This window comes from Catenulispora rubra (assembly GCF_015356825.1).
In the GTDB taxonomy this organism is placed as follows: domain Bacteria; phylum Actinomycetota; class Actinomycetes; order Streptomycetales; family Catenulisporaceae; genus Catenulispora; species Catenulispora rubra.
The window spans coordinates 1-25,045 of sequence record NZ_JAACYW010000049.1 but is presented as its reverse complement, the minus strand read 5'-3'; the positions used below and the strand labels follow the sequence as shown (position 1 = coordinate 25,045).

At 69.9% G+C, this 25,045-nt stretch carries 23 protein-coding genes and 2 pseudogenes; 9 read left to right on the top strand and 16 right to left on the bottom strand.

The window, feature by feature from the left end; translation table 11 throughout:
* Nucleotides 1-13 precede the first annotated feature (13 nt).
* On the top strand, nt 14-1,261 hold the full coding sequence (locus tag GWK61_RS16475) for a S53 family peptidase (protein ID WP_194909257.1): 1,248 nt from the start codon (nt 14-16) through the stop codon (nt 1,259-1,261).
* A gap of 103 nt (nt 1,262-1,364) precedes the next feature.
* On the opposite strand, the gene GWK61_RS16470 is transcribed toward GWK61_RS16475, so the two are convergent.
* The 6 genes from GWK61_RS16470 to GWK61_RS16445 all read right to left on the bottom strand — a co-directional run bounded on the left by GWK61_RS16470 (nt 1,365) and on the right by GWK61_RS16445 (nt 9,204).
* Nucleotides 1,365-3,011: a right-handed parallel beta-helix repeat-containing protein gene (locus GWK61_RS16470; RefSeq protein ID WP_228562421.1), complete on the bottom strand. Its 1,647-nt coding sequence runs from the start codon at nt 3,009-3,011 to the stop codon at nt 1,365-1,367.
* A gap of 5 nt (nt 3,012-3,016) precedes the next feature.
* Nucleotides 3,017-3,997 (bottom strand): UDP-glucuronic acid decarboxylase family protein, encoded by a 981-nt coding sequence (locus GWK61_RS16465; protein ID WP_194909256.1) that lies wholly within the window; start codon nt 3,995-3,997, stop codon nt 3,017-3,019.
* Entirely contained in the window at nt 3,982-5,352 is a 1,371-nt protein-coding gene (locus tag GWK61_RS16460; protein ID WP_194909255.1) for a UDP-glucose dehydrogenase family protein, read from the bottom strand. Before GWK61_RS16460 ends, GWK61_RS16465 begins: the two co-directional genes overlap by 16 nt.
* Entirely contained in the window at nt 5,349-6,422 is a 1,074-nt protein-coding gene (gene galE / locus GWK61_RS16455; RefSeq protein ID WP_194909254.1) for a UDP-glucose 4-epimerase GalE, read from the bottom strand. The genes GWK61_RS16460 and galE overlap by 4 nt, the downstream gene beginning before the upstream one ends.
* Before the next feature lie 5 nt (nt 6,423-6,427).
* Nucleotides 6,428-8,299, bottom strand: coding sequence for a glycosyltransferase family 2 protein (locus GWK61_RS16450; protein WP_194909253.1), 1,872 nt, complete (start codon nt 8,297-8,299; stop codon nt 6,428-6,430).
* A gap of 212 nt (nt 8,300-8,511) precedes the next feature.
* Nucleotides 8,512-9,204, bottom strand: a complete 693-nt coding sequence (locus GWK61_RS16445; protein ID WP_194909252.1) for a class I SAM-dependent methyltransferase — start codon at nt 9,202-9,204, stop codon at nt 8,512-8,514.
* Nucleotides 9,205-9,399: 195 nt separating this feature from the next.
* Between GWK61_RS16445 and GWK61_RS16440 the strand changes: the two genes are divergently transcribed.
* On the top strand, nt 9,400-10,800 hold the full coding sequence (locus GWK61_RS16440) for a sensor histidine kinase (RefSeq protein ID WP_194909251.1): 1,401 nt from the start codon (nt 9,400-9,402) through the stop codon (nt 10,798-10,800).
* Between the two features lie 26 nt (nt 10,801-10,826).
* On the opposite strand, the gene GWK61_RS16435 is transcribed toward GWK61_RS16440, so the two are convergent.
* A complete protein-coding gene (locus tag GWK61_RS16435; protein WP_323747594.1) occupies nt 10,827-12,875 on the bottom strand; it encodes a response regulator in 2,049 nt (682 codons plus the stop codon).
* A 131-nt stretch (nt 12,876-13,006) separates the two neighbouring features.
* Between GWK61_RS16435 and GWK61_RS16430 the strand changes: the two genes are divergently transcribed.
* Nucleotides 13,007-13,414, top strand: a complete 408-nt coding sequence (locus GWK61_RS16430) for a hypothetical protein (RefSeq protein WP_194909250.1) — start codon at nt 13,007-13,009, stop codon at nt 13,412-13,414.
* Nucleotides 13,415-13,587: 173 nt separating this feature from the next.
* Here the strand turns inward: GWK61_RS16430 and GWK61_RS16425 are convergent, their stop codons facing one another.
* The 6 genes from GWK61_RS16425 to GWK61_RS16400 form a co-directional block, all read right to left on the bottom strand.
* The gene (locus tag GWK61_RS16425) at nt 13,588-14,334 is read right to left on the bottom strand and encodes a response regulator transcription factor (protein WP_438939770.1); all 747 of its coding nucleotides are present in this window, start codon (nt 14,332-14,334) and stop codon (nt 13,588-13,590) included.
* Nucleotides 14,328-14,678 carry a histidine kinase dimerization/phospho-acceptor domain-containing protein gene (locus GWK61_RS16420; RefSeq protein ID WP_194909249.1) on the bottom strand — a complete coding sequence of 117 codons (351 nt, stop codon included), beginning with the start codon at nt 14,676-14,678 and terminating at the stop codon, nt 14,328-14,330. The genes GWK61_RS16425 and GWK61_RS16420 overlap by 7 nt, the downstream gene beginning before the upstream one ends.
* A gap of 116 nt (nt 14,679-14,794) precedes the next feature.
* The gene (locus GWK61_RS16415; protein ID WP_194909248.1) at nt 14,795-15,373 is read right to left on the bottom strand and encodes an ester cyclase; all 579 of its coding nucleotides are present in this window, start codon (nt 15,371-15,373) and stop codon (nt 14,795-14,797) included.
* A 72-nt stretch (nt 15,374-15,445) separates the two neighbouring features.
* Nucleotides 15,446-15,910, bottom strand: coding sequence for an ester cyclase (locus GWK61_RS16410; protein WP_194909247.1), 465 nt, complete (start codon nt 15,908-15,910; stop codon nt 15,446-15,448).
* Between the two features lie 97 nt (nt 15,911-16,007).
* Nucleotides 16,008-16,925: an NADP-dependent oxidoreductase gene (locus GWK61_RS16405; protein WP_194909246.1), complete on the bottom strand. Its 918-nt coding sequence runs from the start codon at nt 16,923-16,925 to the stop codon at nt 16,008-16,010.
* 48 nt (nt 16,926-16,973) lie between these two features.
* Nucleotides 16,974-18,050: a 1-aminocyclopropane-1-carboxylate deaminase/D-cysteine desulfhydrase gene (locus GWK61_RS16400; RefSeq protein ID WP_194909245.1), complete on the bottom strand. Its 1,077-nt coding sequence runs from the start codon at nt 18,048-18,050 to the stop codon at nt 16,974-16,976.
* Between the two features lie 76 nt (nt 18,051-18,126).
* Here GWK61_RS16400 and GWK61_RS16395 point away from each other — a divergent pair, with 76 nt between their 5' ends.
* Complete coding sequence (locus GWK61_RS16395; protein WP_194909244.1) at nt 18,127-19,029, top strand: LysR family transcriptional regulator; 903 nt, start codon at nt 18,127-18,129, stop codon at nt 19,027-19,029.
* 294 nt (nt 19,030-19,323) lie between these two features.
* Here the strand turns inward: GWK61_RS16395 and GWK61_RS16390 are convergent, their stop codons facing one another.
* Nucleotides 19,324-19,734, bottom strand: a complete 411-nt coding sequence (locus GWK61_RS16390) for a hypothetical protein (protein WP_194909243.1) — start codon at nt 19,732-19,734, stop codon at nt 19,324-19,326.
* Between the two features lie 195 nt (nt 19,735-19,929).
* On the opposite strand from GWK61_RS16390, the pseudogene GWK61_RS16385 reads away from it, so the two are divergent.
* From GWK61_RS16385 to GWK61_RS16370, 5 genes and pseudogenes are all read left to right on the top strand, one after another.
* Nucleotides 19,930-20,175 (top strand): annotated as a pseudogene (locus tag GWK61_RS16385) (response regulator transcription factor); the annotation flags it as partial.
* A gap of 151 nt (nt 20,176-20,326) precedes the next feature.
* Nucleotides 20,327-20,500 (top strand): annotated as a pseudogene (locus GWK61_RS59535) (ATP-binding cassette domain-containing protein); the annotation flags it as partial.
* Nucleotides 20,425-21,321, top strand: coding sequence for a DUF8746 domain-containing protein (locus GWK61_RS16380; RefSeq protein ID WP_323747597.1), 897 nt, complete (start codon nt 20,425-20,427; stop codon nt 21,319-21,321). The pseudogene GWK61_RS59535 and the gene GWK61_RS16380, both read left to right, overlap by 76 nt.
* Nucleotides 21,318-22,136 carry an ABC transporter permease gene (locus tag GWK61_RS16375; protein ID WP_194909242.1) on the top strand — a complete coding sequence of 273 codons (819 nt, stop codon included), beginning with the start codon at nt 21,318-21,320 and terminating at the stop codon, nt 22,134-22,136. Before GWK61_RS16380 ends, GWK61_RS16375 begins: the two co-directional genes overlap by 4 nt.
* 246 nt (nt 22,137-22,382) lie before the next feature.
* On the top strand, nt 22,383-23,336 hold the full coding sequence (locus GWK61_RS16370; protein WP_194909241.1) for a MerR family transcriptional regulator: 954 nt from the start codon (nt 22,383-22,385) through the stop codon (nt 23,334-23,336).
* A gap of 406 nt (nt 23,337-23,742) precedes the next feature.
* Here GWK61_RS16370 and GWK61_RS16365 read toward each other — a convergent pair whose 3' ends face one another.
* Both GWK61_RS16365 and GWK61_RS16360 read right to left on the bottom strand, forming a co-directional pair.
* Nucleotides 23,743-23,895, bottom strand: coding sequence for a hypothetical protein (locus tag GWK61_RS16365; protein WP_194909240.1), 153 nt, complete (start codon nt 23,893-23,895; stop codon nt 23,743-23,745).
* Nucleotides 23,896-24,153: 258 nt separating this feature from the next.
* Nucleotides 24,154-25,045 (bottom strand): tetratricopeptide repeat protein (locus tag GWK61_RS16360; protein ID WP_228562419.1); only part of this gene is annotated, 892 nt, incomplete at its 5' end.

Genomic DNA, 25,045 nt, shown 5'->3' with positions numbered 1-25,045 from the left:
GATCCCCGCAGACATGAAGTCACGAATAAGAGTCCTGGCACTCCTGGCCGCCGGCGCCACCGCCGTTCTCGGCCTGGCGACGTCAGTCGCGCCGACGGCGAGCGCGACAACCACCCACAGCGGGGGAACCCAGCCCGCCGCGCCTCGCTCAGTACCCGTGTGCGCCACGGCCCTCCCCGGCCATGCGAGCTGCTTCGCCCGGATACGGACCGACGTCCACGGCGGAACCGGAGTCCGTGGCCCGGCAGCCGGCCGCGCCACAGCGGCGGCCGCGACCCTGCCGGCCGGCCTGAGCCCGACCGACCTGCGCGCCGCCTACAGCCTCCCGGCCACCGGCGGCGCGAACCAGACCGTCGCGATCGCCGACGCCGGCGACGACGCGACCGCCGAGGCCGACCTCGCCGTCTACCGCACCAGCTACGGCCTGCCCGCGTGCACCACCGCCAACGGCTGCTTCACCAAGGCGAACCAGCGCGGCGCCGCCACGCCGCTGCCGCCCGACCAGGGCTGGAGCGTGGAGATCGCGCTCGACCTGGACATGGTCTCGGCGGCCTGCCCGCGGTGCCACATCCTGCTCGTCGAGGCCGACGACGCCACGACCGACAACCTCGCCGCGTCCGTCGACGAGGCGGTGGCGTTGGGGGCGAACGAGGTCTCCAACAGCTACGGCGGTCCCGAAAGCTCCGACTCGGCACGGCTCGCCCCGCACTACTCCCACCCCGGAGTGGCGATCCTCGCGTCGAGCGGCGACTACGGCTTCCAACCGACCAGCGCCCCGGCCGTCTACAGCAGCGTGATCGCCGTCGGCGGCACCTCGCTGACCCGCGCCGCCAACGCCCGCGGCTGGTCCGAGACCGCGTGGTCGGGCGCCGGCAGCGGCTGCTCGGCCTGGTTCGCCAAGCCGGCCTGGCAGACCGACCCGAACTGCCCCGGACGCATGGTCGCCGACGTCGCGGCCGACGCCGACCCGAACACCGGCCCGGCCGTCTACTGCACGGAGGGCTGCCGAGGCTGGGGCATCATCGGCGGCACCAGCGCCTCCTCACCGTTCCTCGCCGGCGTCGTGGCCCTCGGCGGACACCCGGGACGGTTCCCCGACGCGTCCTACCTGTACGCGCACGCGTCCGGCCTCAACGACGTGATCGGCGGGAACAACTCGGTGAGCGGCATGGACTGCGGCGGCGACTACCAGTGCAACGCGGTGGTCGGCTACGACGGTCCCACAGGGTTGGGAACGCCGAAGGGCTTGGCAGCCTTCTGAGACGAGTCCGTCGACACATCGAGCGTGGACGTCGTGGAACAGCCACGGCGTCCACGCAGCATCACGGTGCCACCTGTCGGCGCTCGTCGCAGCTACCTGACAGTCACGCCGCCCCGACCGGCGGCGGCGCACTGAGCACCCGCCCGAAGTGGTCGGTCGTCCCAGTGTTCGTCTGGAACAGCTTCGCCAGGTCCAGGCCCTTGCCCGCGAGCGCGGCGCAGCCGGGGAGGAGCACGCGTGCCTCGGCGGGGGAGCCGATGTCGGGAAGGTGGCCTCCGCTGAAGCAGGGGTCGACGGTCAGGCCTGTGGACTGGCCGGACAGCTGCTCCTCGCCGGTCGCCGTGCGCCAGCCGGGCAGGTTGGTGTACGTCGTGGTGGACCAGATCACGTACCACAGTCCTGATGAGGCGAAGTAGTCGTTGCCCTGCAGGGTGACGTGCGAGGGGGTGATGGCGAGCACGGTGGCCACCGGTGAGCCGTCCGTGGCCAGGATGTTGTTGCGGACGGTGACGCCGTTCGTGCTCCCGCTCACGAGCAGTGCCGGCGCCTGGCCCCCGGTGCCGGTCATGACCACGGTGTTCTGGTAGACCTGCAGACCACTGATATACGTCCCGTAGACGGCCAGCCCGCCGTTCTGCGGCATCTTGCGACCGTCGTTGTCGCTGATGTTGTAGCGGATCGTGTCGCCGGTGTAGAGGCCGGTGGGCGTGTCGGTGTAGACGTACACGCCGGGTCCGTCGTTGTGGAAGGCCAGGTCGTACTGGATCGTCGACGCCGAGACGTTGTCGTCCAGCCCGAACCCGGCGCCGTCGGCGAGGGAGGCGGTGTGGTTGTCGTACGCGGTGTCGTGCTCGATGACCACGCCGGTGGAGTTGTACGTCCAGATCCCCACGGGCCCGTCGTGCGCGAGGGACGCCGAGTTGGCGCCGTTGTCGTAGGCGCTGGACCCGCTCACCTCGGCGCCGCGGACGCTGCCCAGGCTGATGCCGTTTCCGGTGCTGTGCGCGAGGACCGAGGGGTCGCCGGGATTGCCGTACGCCTCCACCGCTTCGATATCGATGTTCTCGTGCGCGTACGCGGGGTGCGCCGCGTCGAAGGCCGGGCCGTACGTCTTCAGCCCGGAATCCTCGTTGCCGTGCAACCGCGCCTGGCGGACCGCCACGTCGGTGAAGCCGGTATCGCCGGCGGCGCCGATCGCGATCCCCGTCTGGAAGCTGGAGACGTCGACGCCGGAGATGGTGACGTGGCTGGGCTTCGTACCGCTGTGCAGGTCGCTGTAGAGGTTGATACCGCTCCCGTGTGAGTAAGGCGCGCCGATCCCGGTGATGGTGAGATCGCGGATGGCCACGCCGCCGGTGTCGTGCACGTCGATACCGTCGCCGGACGACTGAAGAACGGCGTTTCCGGTGCCATACGAACCGATCACCAAGGGTTGTCCGGCGTTGCCCGCATCGCCGGCGGCCACCATGAGCGTGCCGGAGAACCGGGCTCCGCCCTGAAGCAGGATCTGGTCTCCTGGCCGAAGCTGCACTTTTTGAACGCGTGCCAGGGACTGCCATGCGGTGGCGGCCGAAGTACCCGAGGCGCCGTCGTTGCCGCTCGGGCTGATGTAGTACGTGTGCGCCGACGGTGCGTAGTGAGGCAGACCGGTGCAACCGCTCGCGGCGACCGCCAGGCCGACCGCGGCCACCGCGGCGACGACCCACGGCACGACGCGGGCGAACCCGGTGGCGGTCGTCGACCGGGGCACGGCGATCAGGCCTTCACGAACGCCGGACCGCCGCGATCCGGGGCCCGGTCCGGCTGCCGGCGCCGGTCGGCGAACCACGCGACGGTGCGCTCCAAGCCCTCCTCGATGGAGACCACCGGGGACCAGCCGAGCTGTTCGCAGGCCCGGGCTATCACGGGCTGCCGGTGGGTCGGATCGTCGGTCGGCAGCCGCCGGTACTCGATCCGCGAGTGCGAGCCGGCGGCTTCGAGGACGAGGTCCGCCAGTTCGCGAACGGTGTGCTCACAGGGGTTGCCGAGGTTGATCGGGCCGTCGCGGTCGCTGTCGGCCATCGCCGTGAGGCCTCGGACGAGGTCGTCGACGTAGCAGAAGCTGCGCGTCTGGCTGCCGTCGCCGTAGATCGTCAGGGGGCTGCCTTCCAGCGCCTGCCGGATGAAGGTGGACACTACGCGTCCGTCGTGTGGCCGCATCCGCGGGCCATAGGTGTTGAAGATCCGGACGATGCCGACATCGAGGCCGCGGCTGCGCCGGTACGCCGATGCCAACGCCTCCGCATACCGCTTGGCCTCGTCGTAGACGCTGCGCGGGCCGATCGGGTTGACGTTGCCCCAGTACTCCTCGGGCTGAGGGTGGGTCGCGGGGTCCCCGTAGACCTCGCTGGTGGACGCGAGCAGGAAGCGCGCGCCGTGCCACAGAGCCAGGCGGAGGGCGTTCTCAGTACCCTGACTGCCGACCGCCAGCGTCTCCAGCGGCAGCCGGTCGTAGTCCGGCGGCGAGGCGGGGCTGGCGAGATGGGCCACGACATGCACCGGCGCCGGAACGTCGAAGGGTGCTGTCACGTCGGCGCGAACAGGTCGGAAACGGGGATGGTCGCACAGATGGGCGGTGTTCGTAGGGCTGCTCGTGGAGAAGTTGTCGAGACACCAGACCGTATCGCCTCTGCGCAGCAGGGCTTCGCAGAGATGGGCGCCCAGGAATCCACCTCCTCCGGTTACGACGACATGCATCGTTCTCCTCCTCGCCCGGATGACAACCCGGATGACAACAACGGGGACAGCAACGGTCGGCCAGGCACCCGCACGGTCCAGCCGGCCGACCACCAGGGCTCCGGGTCCAGGCAATTGCGAGCGTCCAACAGCACGGGGGAGCGCACCACCTCGGCCAGCGCCACGGGATCGAGCTCGCGGTATTCCTGCCAGGGAGTCAGGTGCAGCACCAGATCGGCGTCCTCGCACACCTTGGGGATGTCCGAGGCGTAGGTCAGTTCGGGGAAGACGGCGCGCGCGTTGTCGAGGGCCTGCGGATCGTGGACCAGGACGTCCGCCCCCTGCCGGTGGACCGCCTCGGCGACCGCAAGCGCGGGCGAGTCGCGCACGTCATCGCTGTCCGGCTTGAACGCGGCACCGAGGACCGCGACGCGGCGGCCGGCGAATCTCCCGCCGAGCAGCGACCGTGCGCGATCGACGGTGCGCTGCCGCTGCCTGAGGTTGATCCGGTCGACCTCATGCAGGATCTCGACCGACTCGGCGGCTCCGAGCTCCTCGGCGCGGGCCGCGAAAGCCCGGATGTCCTTCGGGAAACAGCTGCCGCCGAACCCCAGTCCGCTCTGCAGGAAGAGGGGGCCGATCCGCGGATCCGCGCCGAGCGCCGCGGACAGGACCGACACGTCCGCGTCGGCTGCGTCGCAGACCTCTGCCATGGCGTTGATGAACGAGATCTTGGTCGCGAGAAAGGCGTTCGCCGCCACCTTCACCAGCTCCGCGGTGGCCGGATCGGTGCTGAAGAACGGGACGTTCGCCCGCAGCATCGGCGTGTAGACGGTCCGCAGGATCGCCTCGGCGCGCGCCGAGACCACTCCCACGACGAGTCTCGCCGGCCGCAGCGTGTCCTCGACGGCCGAACCCTCGCGCAGGAACTCGGGGTTCCAGGCGACCTCGACGCCGGGGGACGTCACCGCGAGCCGCGCGGCCAGCCGGGCCGCGGTACCGACCGGCACCGTGGACTTGCCCACCACCAGGCTGCCGGGACGCAGGTGGGGTGCCAGACCGTCCACGACGGCGTCGACGTACCGCAGGTCGGCGGCCTGACCGTCCGGGCGTTGCGGAGTGCCGACGCAGATGAAGTGCGTGTTCGCGGTCGCGGCGGCCTCGGCCAGGGAGGTCGACAGCCGCAACCTGCCGGAGGCCAGAGCCCGGGCCAGGATCTCGTCGAGGCCCGGTTCGTGGACGGGTGCTCGGCCCGAGGCGAGCGCGGCGATCCGGTCGGCGTCGATGTCGACGCCGAGAACCTCGTGCCCGATGTCGGCCATGCACGCGGCGTGCACGGCGCCGACGTATCCGGTCCCGATGACTGTGATCCTCATAGCGCTGCTCCGATCCGCCTGTCCCTCGCCGACCTGTCCCTCGCCGACTGCCGCCGGCCGTAGCCGTCAGGGTTGAGCCGCTGGAACCGCCAGGCGTCCCGGCACATGTCGGCCAGGTCGCGGGTGGCGTGCCAGTCCCAGGCGCGCGCCACGGCGGTCGCGTCGGCGACCAGTTCGGGCACGTCGCCCGGGCGGCGGGACACGATCCGATAGGGGATCGGCCGACCGCAGGCGGCGCCGAACGCCGCGATGACCTCGAGAACCGACCGGCCCCTTCCGACCCCGAGGTTGTACACGCGCATGCCCGGTCCGTCGGCGATCCGGTCCAGCGCGATCCGGTGCGCCTCGGCTGTGTCCATGACGTGGATGTAGTCGCGGACGGCGGTACCGTCGGCGGTGGCGTAGTCGTCGCCGAACACGTCGATCCGCGCGAGCCGGCCGACGGCCACCTGGGCCATGTACGGCATCAGGTTCGCGGGAACCCCGCGGGCGTCCTCGCCGAGCAGTCCGCTCGGGTGGGCGCCGACCGGGTTGAAGTACCGGAGGCTGATCGCCGTGAACTCCGGGCACCGGCGGCACACGTCGGCGAGGATCTGCTCGCAGACCCACTTGGAAGCCGCGTACGGATTGGTCGGGCGGGCCGGCGTCGCCTCGTCCAACGGCCCCCCTCCGGCGTCCCCGTAGATCGAGCAGGAAGAGGAGAAGACCAGTCGCTGCACCCCGTGCTCGTGCATGGTCCGCAGCAGGCTCGTCGTGCCGCCGACGTTGGTGTCGTAGTACTGCGTCGGCATCCGGGTCGATTCGCCGACGGCCTTCCGGGCGGCGAGGTGAATGACGGCGTCCACCCGGTGCCGGTCGAAGACGGCTGCCAGGGCCCGCCTGTCGCAGATGTCCACGGCGTAGACGGCGCCGGCGCGGCGGCCGGTGAGCTTCTGGATGCGCGGGAAAACTCGCGGCGTGCTGTTGGAGAAGTCGTCGACGACGAGCACGCCGTAGCCATGACCGAGCAATGCGGCACACACGTGGCTGCCGATGAAGCCAGCCCCTCCGGTGACGAGGACGGTTGTCATGGCAGTCACCCGTGCAGAACGGCGAGCGCGTACGCCGGGTAGAGGGAGATGGCCGCGGCCAGAGGCAGCAGCGGCAGCGCGGACACCATCAGCGGGGTGCGTGCGGTGACGAAAGCGCTGCGCAGCCGGGTGCCGGCCGCTCTGGCGGCTTCCCTGACGTGCAACGTGGCGACCACGATGCTGACCACCGTGTACGCAAGCGAGCCGAGGATGCACAGGAAGACGTATCCCACGGCCGGTCCGGTCAGCTCGCCGATCAGCGCGCACACCGAAAGGCCGACCGCGATGGCGACGAACGGCACGACCAGGCCCTTGGGCAGTATCTCGTGTCCCGTGCGGTCCTTGGGGGTGACCTTGAAATAGATCGGCCGGCGCAGCGTCTCCTGCACGATCGCCCCGAGCACGCCCCAGGCGACGTACGGCCAGCGCGCGAGCATGAACAGCCACAGCTCCCAGCTCAGGACCGGCGCGGTGCGCGGCCGTAGCAGCCCTCTGTGACGCAGCAGGAGCAGCAGCGCGAGCAGCCAGATCGTCATCGCCCACATGTGCCCGAGGAACGCGGCGTAGTTGACGCTCACCCAGACCCGGCCGGTCACCGCGGCCACGGCGGGCAGCAGGACGCCGGCGACGGCCCCGAGCGCCAGCAGCGGGTAGTAGATCAGGACGATCGCGAACCGCACCTGCATCCGCAGCGGGAGCCGATGCATGTGGCGCGGGAGCATCCCGAACATCATGGCCACCAGGCTGCGCGACCACTGGTACTCCTGGGTGACCATGTCCGAGAAGGTCATGGGGCCCAGTCCGTGCGCCTCCGCGTCGATCGCGAAGGCGCCCTGCCAGCCGGCCGAGTTGAGCAGGAACGTGGTGGTGAAGTCCTCGGCGAGGTCGGGCCCGAGGCCGCCGATCTCGCGCAGGGCCCGGGTGCGGACCCCGTAGTGCGAGCCGATGCACACCGGGGCGAGCCGGTCGACGTGCCCCAGTTGGAACGGCCCGTGGAACGGGGCCTCCCGGTACAGCCGGCCCCGGGCCGCCCAGGAGTCCGCGGCGTTGGCGTCGCAGATGCTGGGTGCGGCGACGTAGCCGATGGCCGCGTCGGCGAAGGGCCGGACGACCTCGGCCAGGTAGGTGGGGCGCGGCTCGTGGTCGCAGTCGAGCTGGACGACGACGTCGTAGTCCCGGTACCCGCACCGGTCGTAGAAATAGGCGAGGTTGCCTTCCTTGCACTTGGTGCGCCGGGGCCAGGTGGTGCGGTTGTACTCCTCGATCCCGCGCCGCGTGGACACGTGGATGCGGTGCGAGCGGCACCACTGGTCGATCTCGGGGGACGGGTCCTCGTCGCAGAGCCAGACGTCGTAGCCGTAGGGGAAGTCTTGGGCGAGCATGGCCTCCAGCGTGTGGCGCGCCATCGACCACGGCTCCGAGGGGGCCCGGGTCACGGCGATGGCGAGCCGCAGGCGCGGGATCCCGGTCGCCGGGTCGACCTTGGGCAGCCGCGAGACCGCGAGCAGGAAGTAGCTGGCCTGACCGGTGAGGTAGAGCAACAGCAGGCTGGTCAGGACCAGTCCGGCCCAGGTCACCCGGTGCCCCGGGGCCAACCACCACTGCCAGAACGCCACGAAGCAGACCACCCAGCCGGCGGCCAGCACCGCGATCGCGACCCGGTCGCGGGCGGTGAGCGTGGGGACCAGGGTCGATCGGGCGATTCTGGACCGGTGCGGCGGACTTGCGAAGAGCGGGCCGTGCGGCGTGATCCGGGCGACGCGGCCGCCGGAGAGCTCCACGATCTGTGCTTGCAACGATGCGTAGGTAGCGGGGTCCGGCTTCTGGCGAGGCGTGACCCGGCGCTTCCACTTCGCGACGGCGGCGGTGACCTTCATGACGTGCGCTCCACGGAGCGCAGATCGGTAAGGCCCGCGTCAGACCTCGGCCGTTCCGGAACGGAGGCCGAGGTCGAGGTCCCTACGTGTTCGGCGGACATCATGGTTTCACCTGGTTCTCGCCGGAGCGGCTGCGCTGCCGTTGAGACCAGGCTCGACTGGGGATATCCAGCGTGATTTAAGGCATCATCAATTTCTCCTCAAGATGCCGCTCAGCCGGCGACTGTGACTCCGGTCTGCTGAGACGCGATGGCACGTCGGCAGTAGAGGAACTGCTGGATCTCCGGGAGCGCCTGCGCACTGCTCGGCGCGTATTTCAGGCTGTGTTCTTCCAGGACCTCGAAACCGGCCTCGATCGTCAGTCGGCGCAACTGCTCCGGGAAGAATCCGGAGACGTGCACCGACACTCCGAGGAACGGGATCGGCACGTCGTCCATGTCGGCTTCCACCATGGCCAGCGCGAGGTAGCCGCCCGGGCGGAGGACCCGGTGTAACCGGCCCAGCGCACCGAGGATCTGCGCGCGCGGCAGCATCAGCAGTGAGAAGAACGCGACGACACCGTCGAAGGGGCCGATGCCCGAGTCGATCTCCGTGATGTCCAGCAGCCGGAAATCGGCCTGCGGAACATTCGTCCGGGCCAACTCCAGCATTACCGGAGAAATGTCGATGCCGGTGACCCGCGCGCCGGCCGTGACCAGTTGACGTGCCGTGGGCACCCCGGTGCCGCAGCCGACGTCGAGGACCCGCGCTCCCGGCTCCAGCTGCCCGACCAGCCACTGACCGGCGGCGACCTGCCCCTCCTTGTGCGGGAAGGCCTCGTCGTACCGTTCTCCGATGAAGTCGAACGCGGCCGCCTGCGTCTCGCGGCGGTAGGCGCGCATCGCGCCCTCGAACTCGCCTGTCATCGGCGCGCCCTTCCCTGAGCATTTGGCTCCCCATTAGAGGGCTACGCCCGCGCGCCGCTCGCGGCAACCGCTGTCGGCCGCGTATACGCTGCCCAGGTCAGGGCCGTCGGCCGCGCAGACCCGTCGAACCGGCCCGCCGAACACATCGACAGAACAGATCGACAGGACAGATCGACCCACCAGGGAGCGACCCACATGATCCGCGGCGCCGTTCGACACGGCGCGGCCCGGCCCGGATACCGGCGCGCCGCGTCTGCCGCCGCACCGATCCGCCCCGTCGGTGACACGCTGATCACCCAGCCCGATCCTGTGTCCGGAATCCGGTTGACCATCGTGGCCCTGGGCGTCGCCGCGATCGCCGTGGTAGGCGTCGCCTTCGTCATCGCCGACTACCGCATCGCCGTGGCCGTCTGCCTGGTGCTTCTCGGGGCCTGCGCACTCCTCGCGCTCCGATTCGCAGAGTCCTGGCGCGAGACCTGCCGCCGATCCGCAGGCGACGTCGCAGACCTGCTCGACATCGTCGACGAGATCGGCGCGGTGGTCTGCGTACGCGACGCCGGCGGCCGCTACCTCCTGGTCAACAGGCAGTTCGAGCAGCTGAACGGAGTCCGCCGCGAGGACGTCCTCGGACACCGGCACCAGGACCTCTTCCCGGCGGCCGACACCGTCGGCGTCAACGATCGCAAGGCCCTGTTCCACGGCGCGCCGGTGCAGACGCAGGACACCGTCGACCAGATCGACGGCCCGCACACCTACTACACCGTCCGCCACCCGGTCACCGACACCGACGGCCGCGTCTACGCCGTATGCGGCATCTCCACCGACATCACCGATGTGATGCGCGCCGAGGAAGAGGTCCGACGGCTGGTCACCGACCTCGAACAGCGCGTCCGGGACCGCACGGCCGACCTGGAAGCCTCGATCCGCGACATCGACGCGTTCACCTACTCCGCATCCCACGACCTGCGCGCCCCGCTGCGCGTCATCGCGGGATTCTCCGAGATCCTGCTGGAGGACCACGCCGGGCAGCTCGACCAGACCGGCCGCGACTATCTCGATCGGGTACACGCCGCGACCGGGCGCATGACCCGCACCATCGACGCCCTGCTCGACCTGTGCCACGCCGGACGCGGTGAGCTGCGGCGCAGCCGGTTCGACCTCGGCGACCTGGCGCGCGACATCGTGGCCGACCTGCGCGCGGCGGAGCCGGACCGCCGGGTCGAGACCGTCATCGGGCCGATGCCCGTGGCCGGCGATCCCGTCCTGCTCAGCCTGGTCATGCAGAACCTGCTGTCCAACGCGTGGAAGTTCACCTCGGAGCGGGGCGAGGCGCACATCGGCGTCGGGACGCGCGAGTACGACGGCGTCCCGGCCTTCTACGTCGAGGACGACGGCGCGGGATTCGACATGCAGCACGCCGACCAGCTCTTCGCCCCCTTCCAGCGCCTGCACAGCACGGCCCGGTTCCCCGGCACCGGCATCGGGCTGGCCGTCGTCGAGCGGGTCGTCGGCCGCCACGGTGGGCGTGTCTGGGCGGAGAGTACTGCCGGGGGCGGGGCGACCTTCTACTTCACCGTCGGCGATGACGTTGAGTGAATCCGAACGGTCACCGGGCCGAGGGGTCAGTTCGGATCCGGGGGCGCGACGCCGAGCACGTCGCCGAGGGCGCGAAGCAGTGTGGCGGCTGTGAACGGCTTGCGGATCAGGGACAACCCCGCCGGGAGGCTGCCGTCCGCGGACATGGCGCCCGCCGAGTACCCGGACATCACGAGCACCGGCAGGTCGGGCACCAGTGCTCGGGCGGCCTCGGCCAGTTCGATGCCCGACATCCCGGCCATCACCAGATCGGTCAGCAACGCGTCGATCTGCGGGTCCGACTGCTCGACGACGCTGAGCGCGTCGGCGGGCGAGGCCATGCAGATGGCGTGGTAGCCGTGGCGACGCACCATCGTGCCGACCATCTCCCGCACCGCGACATCGTCCTCGACCACCAGCAGCGTGCGGCCCTGTCCGCCCGGCGGGTCGGGTTCGGATACCGCGGGCGGCTCGGCGCGGCCGACGGCCGCGGGTAGGTAGACGCTCACTTCGGTGCCCGCGCCGGGCCGCGAATCGATCCGGATCTCCCCGCCTGCCGCCTTGACCACCCCGTACGCCGAGGACAAGCCCAGGCCGGTGCCGTCGCTGGCACCGCCGGTGTAGTAGGGCTCGAAGGCGTGCTTGCGCACCGTCTCCGACATGCCGACGCCGTTGTCGATCACGCGCAGGCGCACCAGCGGGCCGGGTGCGAGCCGTGTGCTCGGCGCGTCCTCGTCGCCGACGGAGTTGATGGAGCCGACCGCGCCGACCGCGCCGATCGCTCCGATCCCGGTCGGCGGCGTGCGTGGCGTGCTCCGAGCGTCCGGCGGGTCGACGTTGCCGGTCTCCACGATCAGCCGGCCGCCGTGGGGCATGGCGCGGCGCGCGTTGGCCAGCAGGTTGAGCAGCAGCCGCTCGAGCTCGCTGCGGTCGATGGCCACCGGGCGCAGGCCCGGGTCGAGGCGGGTGACGATCTCGACGTCCTCGCCGATCGCGCGGCGCAGCACCCGCTCGGTGTCGGCGACCACCTCATTCGCGTCCAGGATCTCCGGGTGCGGCGGCTCGTGCCGGCTGAAGACCAGCAGCTGCCGGGTCAGGTCCGCGCCGTGGGCGGCCAGGTCGCGGATCAGCTCCATCCCGGGGCGGTGCGGGCTGTCGCCGGGCAGCTCGGCCAGCGCCAGGTCGGTGTTCCCGAGGATGACCGCGAGCAGGTTGTTGAAGTCGTGCGCGATACCGCCGACCAGCCGGCCGAGGGAGTCGAGCCGTTCGGCCTGCCGCAGCCGGTCCCGCAGGGCGTCGGCACGCACCCGGTCGGTGATCTCGCGCAGGATCCCCTCGACGGCCAGGACGCGCCCGGACCCGTCGCGGCGTGCCACCGCCCGCTGCTCGGTCCACGCCTCGGTGCCGTCCGGCCGGCACCAGCGCACCACCAGCGGCTGCGTGTCCGCGGCGTGCCACGCGGCCGCCAGCGGCACCCGGTCCTCCGGCGCGACGAGGGAGAAGAGCCGGCCCGGGTCGCCGCACAGCTCCTCCGGGATCCGGCCGAGCACCGCGCCCGCGGCCGGGCTGAGGTACTCGACCTCGTCGGCCGGGTGGATCCGGAAGCGGAACATCACGTCCGGCGAGTGGTCGGCGAACAGGCGCAAGCGCTGCTCGCTGCGCCGCAGCGCCGCCTCGGCCGCCCGGCGCTCGGCCCGGTCCCCGGCCTGCTCCAGCTCCCGCCGCACCGCCGGGGCGAGCCGGGACATCCGGTCCTTGAGCACCACGTCGTGTGCGCCGGCGCGCATCAACGCCGCCGCGGACTCCTCCCCGATCCGCCCGCTGACCACGATGAACGGCACGTCCAGGCCGCTGGCACGCAGCAGCCGCAGGGCGCTCTCCGCGCCGAAGCCGGGGATGAAGTAGTCCGAGACGATCAGGTCGGGCGGGCGCAGGCGCAGCGCGAGCGCGGCGTCCTCGGCGGTCTCGACCCGCTCGTGGTCCACCGCGAGGCCGTCCTGGCGCAGGCGCCGGACGACCAGCAGTGCGTCGTCCTCGCTGTCCTCACAGATCAGGAGCCTGATGTGGCGCACCCCCGCTCGGAAACGGACAGGCACAAGTCACTCTCATGCTGGACCGCCAAGATCGGCGCCGCAACTTCTTGAGCAGATTTTGAGCGGGACCAGAGGTGACCTTGGGGCGGTCCTCGGATCCTGGTGCCAGGAAGACGGAAAGGACGAAGCACGCGATGGCCGGAGACGACCCATCGGAGACCGGCGGCGAGCCGGTGAGCCGCGCGCACCTTTCCCGGCTGCGCGCCGAAGTGGGTGACGAGACGCTGCGCCGCTACGCGCAGGCCTACCTCGACCTGCTCCCCGAACGGCTCGACCGGATCGGCCGGGCGATCCGCGCCCACGACACCGCCGAAGCCGAACGGGTGATAGTCGACCTCCGGATCAGCAGCAAGATGCTCGGCACCCGGCGATTGGCCGCGACACTCACCGCGCTCGAGTCGTCGCTGCACACGGGGCTCATACCGAGCACCGTGCAGCTGGCGCGCGTGCGCACCGAAGCGCGGCTGGTGGCCGAGATGGTGCGCGCGGCTATGGATCTTGACGGTCTCGGGCGCCCGGATCATGGCGCGCCGACGGATTGATGCGGTCCTGAGCTGTGTTTGGAGCTGCTAGACTCCCGGCTGCCTGCTGCCTGCCGCCCCAGCATGCCCGCGACCCCGCCGCCGCCTGCCGTGGCCTATCCGCCGCCCGCCTGGCTGCCGGCTCCGGCCCGCGCTCCCAGCCGGCCTCGACGTCCCGCCGCGCTCAGCCGCACTCAGCCGTGATTCGGATCAACCGGCGCCGAGCCCCCGAACCGGTAGCCCACGCCGCGCACCGTGTGCACCCAGCGGCCCTCCCGGCCGGTGTCGCCCAGCTTGTGCCGCAGGTTCGCGATGTGCACGTCGATCACGTGGTCGTCCCCGGGCCAGTCGGTGTGCTGCACCCGGCGGGCCAGGGTGTCGCGCTCCCACACCCGGTGCGGGTGGCTCATCAGGGCGGCCAGCAGGTCGAACTCGGTGCGGGTCAGCGCCACTGGGGACCCGTCCAGCGTGACCTCGCGGCTCTCGCGGTCCATCTCCAGCCCGCCGAAGCGCAGCACCGCGGCGCCCTGGCTCCCGGCCCCCGGATCGGCCAGCCGCGGCCGCCGGAACATCGCGCCCACCCGGGCCCGCAGCTCGCGCGGCGAGAACGGCTTGACCATGTAGTCGTCCGCGCCGACTTCCAGCCCGATCAACCGGTCGGCCTCCCCGTGGCGCGCGGTCAGCACGATCACGTACGCGTTCGAGATCGCGCGCAGCTGCCGGCACACCTCGATCCCGTCGATGTCCGGAAGCGCCAGGTCCAGCGTCACCAGATCGGGGCACAACCCCCGCGCCGCCTCCAGCCCCCGGGCACCGGTATCGACGCCGGTCACGTCGAACCCGGCCTGGCGCAGCGTGTCGCACAGCAGCAGACAGATGTCCGCGGCGTCCTCGATCACCAGCGCCCGCCGCCGGCGGTCCGAGGCCGAACCCGTCAACACCCTCGCCCTGCCGATGGACCCGCCTGCTCCAGCTCCGGCTGCTCCAGCTCGGGCTGCTCCAGCTCGTCGAGCATCGCACCCAGCCGGGTCGCGCTCGCCGTCACCACTTGCAGCACCCGCATCTGCTCGTCGTTGACCGGACCGAGCACGCCCTCGGCCAGCATCTCCAGATACCCCATGACGCAGGTCAGCGGATTGCGCAGCTGGTGCGAGAGCGCACACAGCAGCTCGGTCCCGTCGGCATCCATTGAGTGCAGCGTCTCGACCAGGACCAACGTCGCACGCGGCCCGGCTTCGTTCGCGTCGGCGGGCAGCTTTAACGCCACCCGCGGCAAATCGCCCACCTCATCAGGCTAATTCCAGCTCGGCCAACCAGCCACCCGGCGCGCGCTCGACCACCTGCCGTGACACTGTCAGCAGCTTTCAGGGTGGTCGAGCGCGGGCAGCCGGTTGGCGGTGGCTAGCTGATCCAGGGCGCCTTGTAGGTTCCGGTGTCGTCGAGGATCGCGGTCCAGTCGTCGCCGGCCCAGATCTGGCTGATCTTGCCGTCGCGCACGACGAAGATCTCGATGGCGTTCCAGGTGACGCTGTGTCCGCTCGCCGGGATGCCGATGATGGCGCCCTTCTGCGTGCCGGTCATGACCTGGCGCACGACCACCTGGTCACCCTGGCCTATCAGGTCGTGGACGGTGGAGTGCAGGTCGGGGAGCGCGGTCACGATGCCGGTGAACAGGCCCGTGACGTTCGAGCGGCCCGAGACGACACCCAGCGTGCCGCCGTGCCAGGACACGTCCGGGGTCACCAGGTCGGCGGTCGCGGCGCCGTCGTGACCGTCGATCACTTCCTGCAGGAACGTCTGCACGACGCGCTCGTTGGCTCGGAGGTCTGCGGCTCGTGGGTCTGTGCCGTGCCCGGCGCTCGTCGTGGACTGCGCACTCGTCGTGGACTGCGCGCTCGCAGCGTCGGCGATTCCCAGCCCACCGGTGACGGCGGCAGCGGTGACGGCGATGGTCAGGGCGGTGCGGTGCAGCTTCTTCATGGTGGGCTCCTGTGGAATTGACTTGAAGCTTCAAGTTAATGGGTATACTTCGGCGCGCGAGATTCGCGGTTGTCAGGCGACGTCGGACGCCCGCTTCACGGCCGAGGCGAAGTCGAACGAGACCCCCATCTGGGCCATCCTGATGTTCAGCATGGGGTAGCAGTCGAAGGTCTGGATCCTGCCGTCCCGCAGGTGGAAGATGTCGGCCGCGGGGACGCTGGTCCGCGCCCCGTTCGGCGCGAGCAGGCCGGCGGGGGTCGGAAACGGGCCTTGGAAGGTGCCCTGGATCAGGAGCTGGACCGCGACCAGGTCATCGCCGAGGGGATGGACCTGCAGCAGCTCGCGATGAACGTCCGGGAACACGCTGAACATGCCGGTCAGCAGGTCCGCCAGTCGATCACCCTGGTAGCTGTCCCCGGTCGACATCATGTTGAAGACGCCGTCCTTCGTGAAGGAGTCGCGCCAGCCCGTGAGGTCCCGGACGTCACCTTCGGCCGCCCGGTACGCCGCGCGGACGATCTCTTCGTTGCTTGTCATGACTGCTTCTTCCTTCGAGGTCTATCACTGTGCTGGCAACCTGAAGGTATCCCCGGTGACTTGAAGAGTCAAGTGATGTCGGCATGCGTTACGGCGCTCAGGGACGCACCCGGATGACGGTCTTGCCCTTGCGCCGCTGCGTCGGGTTCAGCGCGGGGATGGCGTCGTCGAGGGCTGCGACAGTGCCGATGTGCATACGAAGGCGACCGTCCCGCACGCGGCTGACGATCTCCGTCAGCTGACTCGGTACGGACTCGACGACGAAGTCGATCGCGAGGCCGTCGACAGGGCGGGCCTCGACGGGCCCGACCACTGAGACCAGGGTCCCGCCGGGGCGGATGATGCTCGCCGAGCGTCGCTGGATGTCGCCGCCGATGACGTCGAAGACCAGGTCGACGCCGCCGATGTCTTCGAGTTTGTCCTCGTCGAGGGCCAGGAACTCGTTCGCGCCGAAGTCGAGCGCGGCTTGGCGGTCGGCCGCCCGTCCGGTGCCGATGACGTAGGCGCCCGCCTCCCGGGCGAGCTGCGTCACCACGGATCCGACCGCGCCGGCGGCGCCGTGGGCGAGGACTGTCTGTCCCGTTTGGAGGCGACCGTGCTGGAACAGCCCCTGCCATGCCGTCAGGCCGGAGATCGGCAGGCTCGCACCCATCGTGAAATCGACATCGCCAGGCAGCGGCGCGAGGTTGCGTGCCTCCACGGCCGTGTACTCGGCCAGGGTTCCGTCGCGGTGCCAGTCTGTGATCCCGAATACCCGCTGGCCCACGGAGAGTCCTGTCGTGCCATACCCGAGGGAGGACACCACTCCGGCGAACTCGTGGCCGATGATCGCCTGGGTTCGATCGGCGCCAGCGCGGTCGACCCACGTCGAAGGCCACTCCCACTCCGCGGGGACGAAGCCCGACGCATGGACTTCGACGACGACGTCGTTGATGGCAGGCGTCGGCTCCGGCCGCTCCGCGAGGGTGATGCCGGCTGCTTCCGCGGCCTGATCCGTCGTGATGATTGCCTTCATTGCTGCCTCCGGATATCTCGTGTTCGATGTAATCAGTGCATTGCGATCTCAGTCGGCGATGTGGCCGACGACTTGGGGGATCTCGAACAGGTTGCCGGTGTCCCCGGTGTGCAGGAACGCTACGTTGCTGCCGGCGGCGATCCGGCCGCTGCGGGCGTGGTCGAGCAACCCGGCCAGTCCCTTGCCGGTGTAGACGGGGCCGACGAAGACGCCCTCAGCTCGGGCCAGTTCGCGGATGGCTGCCGAGCTTTCGGGCGACGCGACGGCGTACTCCTCGCCGATGAAGCGCTGGTCGACGTCGATCTCGGCGCGGATCGTCGCGTCGTCGGGCACCGGCGCACCCAAGGTGTCCAGCACCGCCTTGGTCCGTTCGACGATCACGCCGGGGTTCATCCAGTCTCCGTCGTTGTATCTCAGGATGGAGATCGACCTGAACTTCACCGGGTGGCCCAGGCTCAGCTTGGCCGCCAGCATCCCCGGCAGCGCGGTCCCGGTACCGATGGTGTGGTAGACGAAGTCCAGATCGACTCCCGCGGCATCGGACTGCTCCAGCATCTCCCGGAACGTGAGGGCGTGCGCGATGAAGCCGTCGGGGTGCGCGCCGCCGGCTCCGACGATGAGGACCTTGTGTCCCTGCGCCTCCAGCTCGGCCTTCCGGTCCGCGATGGTTTCGGCGACCCGCACGGCCACGTGCGGAGCGTCCCAGGTGCTGCCGATGACGTTGACGACGTGAGTCTCGACCCCCATCGTCTTGTTGAGCAGGTAGTTGCCGCGGAACTCGCCCAGCTCACCGTGCCGGGGCACGTTCCGCGTCAGGACCAGGATCGGCGTGATTCGCGCGCTTAGGCAGGCGGCGGCGAACTGTAGCCCCGAGTTGGTCAGGTACGCGCCCTGGGTGATCACGTGCGTCACGCCGTCCTGGATGGCCCGACCCAGGATGAACTCGGCCAGACGCATCTTGCTTCCGCTGATCGCACTGGGGCCTGCCAGGTCCTCGCGCTTCAAGAAGAAGTTGATCCCGTACGCGGCCGACAGGTTGGGCAAGGCGTGGAACGGGGTGGGATAGAACCCGACGCGACGACGGGGGAGCACGTCGATGGCGGTGTCGAAGTGTGTGAAGTCCATGCGTCCAGCGTCATCCCGACCTCTGGATTAGCACAAGCGATGATCTCTTCTCGATCGATAAGCTACCCTTAACTTCATGTCCTGGCAGTTCGATCCGCGGCATCTGGTGACTCTCGCTGCCGTCGTGCGGCTCGGTTCGTTTGCCGCTGCTGCGGAAGAGCTCGGCTACACGCAATCCGCGGTCTCGCAGCAAATCGCGGAACTGGAACGACGAGTCGGCGCACGCGTCGTGGTCCGGCGCCCCGTCCGCGCGACCGAGGCCGGGCAGGTCCTGCTCGACACCGAAGCCGCGATCAGCATGTCGATGAGCCGCGCCGCCACCGAGCTGGCGGCGCTCGCGGAGGGCACCGTCGGCGAGGTGCGGCTCGGCGCGTTCATCTCCGCGGCAGCCTCCATCGTCCCTCCCGCGCTCGCACGCCTGCGTGCTGCCTGCCCGGGAGTTCACATCGCGCTGCGTGAGCTCGAGCAGCGCGAAACGCACGCGCTGCTGTTCCGGGGAGAGATCGACCTGGCCATCACCTTCGACTACGAACACGCTCCCGTGCCAGTGCCTACCGGGTTGCGACAAGAGCGCCTCATGGACGATCCGATCATGGTCGTCCTTCCCATCGGTCATCCCCTGGCGGAAGCCGACAACGTCACCCCGACGGACCTGCCGTCGGACGCGTGGATCAACACCCCCGTCGACTTCCGCGACTTGGCGGCATCACCCGCCGTCGGCGACCGCGGAAGCGGCCAGCGCCTCGACTTCGACGGCATGGACTTCCGCACGGCACTCAATCTCGTCGCAGCCGGCCTCGGCGTGGCGCTGCTGCCCCGGTTACTGCTGCTGGACGCCCCCACAAGCGTGGTGGTTCTCCCGATGCAGAAGCCCACACTCGTCCGTCGTCTCTACACTTGCCGACTCGATACCCGAGGCGTGACCGCACCGATCAGACGGCTTGAGACATACCTGCGGGAAGCCGCGACGGAACTCTGAAACGACGCGCGGGCCGCCGCCGGGAACGGTCGCGGCGCTGCGGCGGGACACAGATGGGACACGGAGGGAGACTGAGTGACCGTCGTCGACAGCGCGACACCGTGAGACACCGGCGGTACTGACCCAGCCCGCCAAGATCACCAATGACCTGGCCCTTAAGCGCTTCACCAGCTGCCGAGGGCCGTCCCTTGCTCTAGTGCGTTCCGGACTGCCTCTGACCTGTGGCTAAGCGGTTGAGCGGGTCGCGCGCAGGTGAGCTGTGCCGCGTATTTGCCGCGACACTGTCAGCAGCTTTCAGGGGTGGTCGAGCGGGGGCAGCCAGTGTTCATCGTCCCAGCGTTGCTCCAGCTGGCAGATCTCGACTCGCTGCAGCGTGTACTGCAGCAGTTCAGGGCTCCAGGTTGTCAGATGTCGCCCCAGTGATGCGAGTGCGGCCGCTGCTTCTTCGAAGTCCAAGCCGTCGCCGTCCAGAACGGCTGTGACTGTCGCTCCGCCGGAGTAGCAGATGACATGGTGTTCGAGTACCTTGCGGACGGGTGGGACCCGGTCTGCCACTGAACCGATTACGTCGGCCGTACTGAGAGCGACCGCGAAGACCGATGTCCATCCCTCGGTCATGGCTGCGGACAATGCGTCAACGAAATGTTGCCGGCGTTCCACTTCGGGTTCCGGTCCGGTGATGTTGATCCGACCCAGGTATGGCACGTCGTTCCCTCTCGCTGCCGGCGCCGCGGGCGGTGATCGGTAGCCGGACGTCACGCGCCGGGCGGCCGCGTGCGGGTCTTGCTCGACTATGCGGAGGACGCCTTGCTGATCGTCGTGAAGAACGGCGGCGCCCGGCGGCCCGTAGCGGCCGACGCTGCCAGGGCGTCGCTCAGGACGCGGGCCCGGCTCGTGGCTCCGCCGCGCCTTGAGCGGTTGACTCCTCGCGAACGCGAGATCCTGATGCAGGTGGCCCGCGGCATGACCAACGCGGAGATTGCCGCGTCGCTGCACCTGGCCGCGCAGACCGTCAAGACGCATGTCAGCGCAGTGCTGGCGAAACTGGGACTCCGTGATCGCGTCCAGGCCGTCGTGCTGGCGTACGAGTCCGGTCTGGTCACGCCCGGAGACGGTGGCGCGGCGGCTTCGCAGTTCCCCGACTGATCAGGGTTCTGCTGGACGAAGCCGTGCTGACCAGCGCGTTGCGATGCGACTCCGGGTCGAGGGCTTCTGGCTCTCCAGAGCCAGAAGCGACCTGGAATCCGAGTACGCGGGTGTGATGCTGCCGGATCGGGGGCCGCCGTAGCGTCGGGCCATGACCGCAATCCGAGTAGACGGCGTCACCAAGCGATTCGGGTCGATCACCGCCGTCGACGACCTGTCGTTCGAGGTCCTGCCGGGGCGGGTGACCGGATTCCTGGGCCCCAACGGCGCCGGGAAGTCCACGACCATGCGCATGATCGTCGGTCTGGACCGCCCCACTGCCGGCACCGTCACCGTCAACGACTCTCCGTACGGCCGACATCGCCGGCCGCTGCACGAAGTCGGCGCCCTGCTGGAGGCCGGAGCGCGCCACAGCGGACGCAGCGCCTACACCACCTGCTGTGCCTGGCCCAGAGCAACGGCATCGCCCGACGCCGGGTCGACGAGGTCCTGGAAACCGTCGGGCTCACTGGTGCTGCCCGCCGGCGCGCCGGGGGCTTCTCCCTCGGTATGAGCCAGCGGCTGGGCATCGCCGCGGCCCTGCTGGGCGACCCTCCGGTGGTGATCTGCGACGAGCCGGTCAACGGCCTGGACCCGGAGGGCATCCTGTGGATCAGGAGCCTGCTGCGCGGCCTGGCCGCCGAGGGACGCACCGTGTTGGTCTCCAGCCACCTGATGAGCGAGATGGCGCTGACCGCCGACCACCTGATCATCATCGGACGCGGTCGGCTGATCGCCGACGGGAGCACCGCCGGCATCGTCGCGGCGAGCGCCACCAGCCACGTTCTGCTGCGCACTCCGCACCCCGGCCGCTTCGCCGAGATGCTGCGCGCCGAGGGCGCGCGTGTCGAGTCCACCGGCGAGCTCAACACACTGAAGGTCAGCGGCCTGGACTGTGCGGCCATCGGCGACCGCGCCGCCGGCCATGGGCTCACCATCCACGAACTGGCGCCACACAACGCCTCCCTGGAGGCCGCGTATATGGAGGTCACGCGAGACAGTGTCGAATTCACCGCGGCCGGGAGCGGCGCGAGCGCCAAAACCAGTGCTGATGAGACCGCTGAGACCGCTGAGACCGTTCAGACCGCGACAGGAGCACGACTGTGACCGCCGCTACGACACACCCGGGCACGGCGATCAGGCCGACCACGGTCGGGTTCGGCAACCTGCTGATCTCCGAATGGACCAAGCTTCGCTCAGTCCGGTCCACCTACTGGACGACCGTGGTGTCCGCGCTCGCGACGGTCGCGATCGCCGGCCTCGTCTGCGGGCGGTACGTCCACGACTTCGACCACATGAGGCCCGCCGAACGCCAGTCCGACCTGACGAACTTCGGTCTCACCGGGGTCTTCCTGGCGCAGATCGCGTTCGGGACGCTCGGCGTGCTGGCGATCTCCAGCGAGTACGGCACCGGCATGATCCGCGCCACCTTGACCGCGGTACCACAGCGCCGCACGGTGCTGGCCGCCAAGGCCGCCGTTCTGGCCGCGGCCACGATCGCGATCGGCGAGATCATCGGCTTCGCGGCGTTCGGCCTCGGCCAGGCCATCCTGTCCAGCAAGCACACCGGCGTCTCACTCGGCGACCCAGGCGCATTCCGCGCCACCATGGGTGCCGGACTCTACCCGGCTGCGACCGCGATGCTCGGGTTCGGCCTCGGAGCACTGATCCGTCACACGGCCGGCGCGCTGTCAGCGCTGTTCGGGCTGCTGTACGCCGGGACGGCGGTGATCGACCTGCTGCCGACCGACTGGCGCAACAGGCTGATCAACTACATGCCCGTCAACGCCGGCAGCCAGGTTCTGGCCGTCCGGCACACCCCCGGCGCCTTGGGCGCCTGGACCGGCTTCGGCGGCTTCCTCTGCTACGCGGCCGCCGCAGTGATCGGCGCGCTACTGCTCATCAACCGTAGAGACGCCTGACTCCACTCAGCCATGACTTCGCATCCGGCCCCCTTGATGGAACAGGGCACTGACAAGCGCCCGAGACGGTAGGCCGATGGCGGCGACGCCCGGCCCGTGTGACACGCTGGGCGGCCGTTCGGTGAGGCGTTGGCGGCGCAGACGGCGGCTCAGTTCGTTGGATCAGGCGCGTGTCGGTGGATCCGATGCCGCGCAGGCCACGAAGAGCTTGAGTCTGGAGCTACTTGAGGGTGCACACTCACCGGTATGGACGACGATGGCCCTGGCCTGCTGACCATCGGGCAGCTCGCTGCGCGCACCGGCGTGCCGGTCAGCGCTATTCGGTACTGGTCGGACATCGGCGCGCTGTCTCCAGCAGGCCGCAGTGCCGGCGGCTACCGGCTTTACGCCGCTGCCGCTGTTGCCCGGCTCGACCTGATCGCCACCCTGCGCGAACTCGGCCTCCCCTTAGCCGACGTGCGCCGGGTCCTACACCAGGAGACCACGGTCGCGGCCGTCGCCGCCGTTCACGTGCGGGCGCTCGACGCGCAGTTGCGAACCCTGCGGCTACGCCGGGCGGTACTGGCCACCGTGGTCAAACGAAAATCCCCACCGGAGGAGACAGCACTGATGAACAAGCTCGCCCGTCTTTCGGCGGCGGAACGGCAACGGATCATTGAAGACTTCGTGGACGAGGTGTTCGGCGGCACCGACGTCGACCCGTGGCTCTACGATCGGATGAGCCGGGTCAGCCCGGATCTGCCGGACGATCCCAGCCCCGAGCAGGTCGACGCCTGGGTGGAACTGGCCGATCTGGTGCGCGATCCCGACTTTCGCGTGACCATGCGCGAGCTGGCCCGGTCCAACGCCGAAGGACGGACTGACCGGGAGCGCGGCCAGAAGCCCAACGTCTACCAGTGGTTCGCCAAGAAGATCACCTGGCAGGTCGGCGAAGCCCGTGAACGCGGCGTCGCCCCGAACGACCCCGAGGCTGCGCACATCCTGACCCGGCTGCTGGGCGATGACCCGGCCCGCCGCGTGAACGTCCTGACCCGCCTGGAACGCGGCACCGACCTGCGGGCCGAGCGTTACCGCCAACTCCTGGCCGCGATCAACGGCCAGCCGGCCGACCGCTCCCTCGCCCCCGACTTCGCTTGGCTGATCGCCGCCCTCCGTGCCCACTACCTTCCACCGGCCGCCCCCGAAACCCGCGCCGCGTAGCGGGCTCTGCCACCTGGGGAGAGGGCCGCCTTGCCGCGCCGATCGGCGCGCTTCGCGAGTCTGCCGCAAGACCCGTTCGGTGGTGGGGTGCCACGTGGCGCCAAGGACTCGGATGTGCCTGGTGGCGTGCCCGATCACCGCGAGGCCACAGCCTTTGGAACTGTCCAGCAGGTCGACGACGAAGTCGGTTGTCAGGATCGCCTGGTGCAGGAGTGCAGGAGTGCAGGAGTGCAGGAGTGTGGTCCGGGTCGGTATCACGTCGTGTGACGCCGGACAGATTCCTGCGCTCTCGGGGATCTCCCACACGGTGCTTGGGCGACCGGCGCGAGCAGCACCCGCCCCGCCTGGGCGTCCACCCTACTGTTGGCTGGCAGCGCCTTCATCGTCGCGCCGATCCCAGGCTGCGTCACAGCTCATCGAGCAGATGCGCGCCGCCGACCGGGCGGGAGCCGGTGACCTCCAGGCCCGTGTTGCCGGCGGCCGTGGCCGCCGAGGCCGGGTCCGCTCGGCGGCGGTCAGGGCTACCGGGCGGGCGCAGGCCAGGCCAGGCCACGGGCACGGGATCATCGAACAGATCGGCGGGACGGAGCAGGAAACGAAGATCAGAGTACTGTCACGCCGCTCGGGCCGCCCCGCCTCCGGGGCTCCGGAAATCGGGCGCGCGAGACCACGGCCCGCATCGCCGTGGGCTCACCGCATGTGCGACCATCCGCAAGATCGGACCGATGGTCGTCGGCCGCCGGCCCGTCAGGGGCGTCGTGCCCCCGAGCTCTGGACAGCTTCGTCCAAGCGGCCGAGGCACCGGTCTCCGGCCGCCTCAGCCGTCCAGTGCGGCCAGGTCGGCCGCGACCTGGTCGGCTCCCGGTGCGAACTCCAATTCCTTGAAGATCGCCATCGCCTGCTGCCAATAATCGCGGGCGCGCGCCGTGTGTCCGAAATGGTGGTAGACGCGGCCGAGGGTGTGCAAGCAGTCGGCCCGGCGGTGCTCGTTGTTGGCGCGGAGGCTGAGTTCCACGGCTTCCTCGATGGCGGTGACCGCTTCGTCGAACCGACCCAGACCCTGGTAGGCGGCGCCGAGGGTGGTCAGGCAGAAGGAGCGGTTGGAGAGGTCGGCGTCAGGGTCGAACAGGGTCAGGGCATGCTTCAGGTGGTTTGCGGCCTGCTCGTATCGGCCCAGTTCGAGAAGGGCGTGCGAGATGACCAGGAGAACCCCCCTTTCGGGGTGGTTCAGATCGGTTTGCGGTGATTCCGCGAAGTGATCCAGCGCCCTTTGCCCATACGCGAGGGCGAGCTCGTACTGCCTGGCCAGGTTGTAACCGCTCGACAGGTTCCGCAGCGCGAGGCTCTCGCCGAGGCGGTCGTCTGTGGCCTGGTGCAGCGCGAGCGCCGATTCCAGGAAGGACAGGCATTCGGCGGTACGCTGCCACAGGCCGTGGAAGACGCCCATGCGGTGTCGTACCCAGGCCTCGGCCCGGGTATCGCCGTGGTCTTGCGCCACCCGCAGCGCGTGTTCCAGGCAGCTGCCCCAGTCGCGGCTGACGTCGGTGATGGCGTAGGCCATCAACTCGACCGCGATGCGTGGGGCGATGTCCGGTCGGCCGAATGCCGCTGCGATTTCGACGGCGCCGGACAGGGCTTCGTAGTGGCGCGAGCACCAGGCTGTCGCGGTTTCCGCGTCGGGGAACACGGGAGGGTCGGGGGTCCCGGGT

Excerpts from the sequence above, each read along its gene's own strand:
- GWK61_RS16475 (WP_194909257.1), top strand. The coding sequence starts at position 14 with ATGAAGTCACGAATAAGAGTCCTGGCACTCCTGGCCGCCGGCGCCACC.
- GWK61_RS16465 (WP_194909256.1), bottom strand. The coding sequence starts at position 3,997 with ATGCATGTCGTCGTAACCGGAGGAGGTGGATTCCTGGGCGCCCATCTC.
- GWK61_RS16460 (WP_194909255.1), bottom strand. The coding sequence starts at position 5,352 with ATGAGGATCACAGTCATCGGGACCGGATACGTCGGCGCCGTGCACGCC.
- galE (WP_194909254.1), bottom strand. The coding sequence starts at position 6,422 with ATGACAACCGTCCTCGTCACCGGAGGGGCTGGCTTCATCGGCAGCCAC.
- GWK61_RS16450 (WP_194909253.1), bottom strand. The coding sequence starts at position 8,299 with ATGAAGGTCACCGCCGCCGTCGCGAAGTGGAAGCGCCGGGTCACGCCT.
- GWK61_RS16445 (WP_194909252.1), bottom strand. The coding sequence starts at position 9,204 with ATGACAGGCGAGTTCGAGGGCGCGATGCGCGCCTACCGCCGCGAGACG.
- GWK61_RS16440 (WP_194909251.1), top strand. The coding sequence starts at position 9,400 with ATGATCCGCGGCGCCGTTCGACACGGCGCGGCCCGGCCCGGATACCGG.
- GWK61_RS16430 (WP_194909250.1), top strand. The coding sequence starts at position 13,007 with ATGGCCGGAGACGACCCATCGGAGACCGGCGGCGAGCCGGTGAGCCGC.
- GWK61_RS16415 (WP_194909248.1), bottom strand. The coding sequence starts at position 15,373 with ATGAAGAAGCTGCACCGCACCGCCCTGACCATCGCCGTCACCGCTGCC.
- GWK61_RS16410 (WP_194909247.1), bottom strand. The coding sequence starts at position 15,910 with ATGACAAGCAACGAAGAGATCGTCCGCGCGGCGTACCGGGCGGCCGAA.
- GWK61_RS16405 (WP_194909246.1), bottom strand. The coding sequence starts at position 16,925 with ATGAAGGCAATCATCACGACGGATCAGGCCGCGGAAGCAGCCGGCATC.
- GWK61_RS16400 (WP_194909245.1), bottom strand. The coding sequence starts at position 18,050 with ATGGACTTCACACACTTCGACACCGCCATCGACGTGCTCCCCCGTCGT.
- GWK61_RS16395 (WP_194909244.1), top strand. The coding sequence starts at position 18,127 with ATGTCCTGGCAGTTCGATCCGCGGCATCTGGTGACTCTCGCTGCCGTC.
- GWK61_RS16370 (WP_194909241.1), top strand. The coding sequence starts at position 22,383 with ATGGACGACGATGGCCCTGGCCTGCTGACCATCGGGCAGCTCGCTGCG.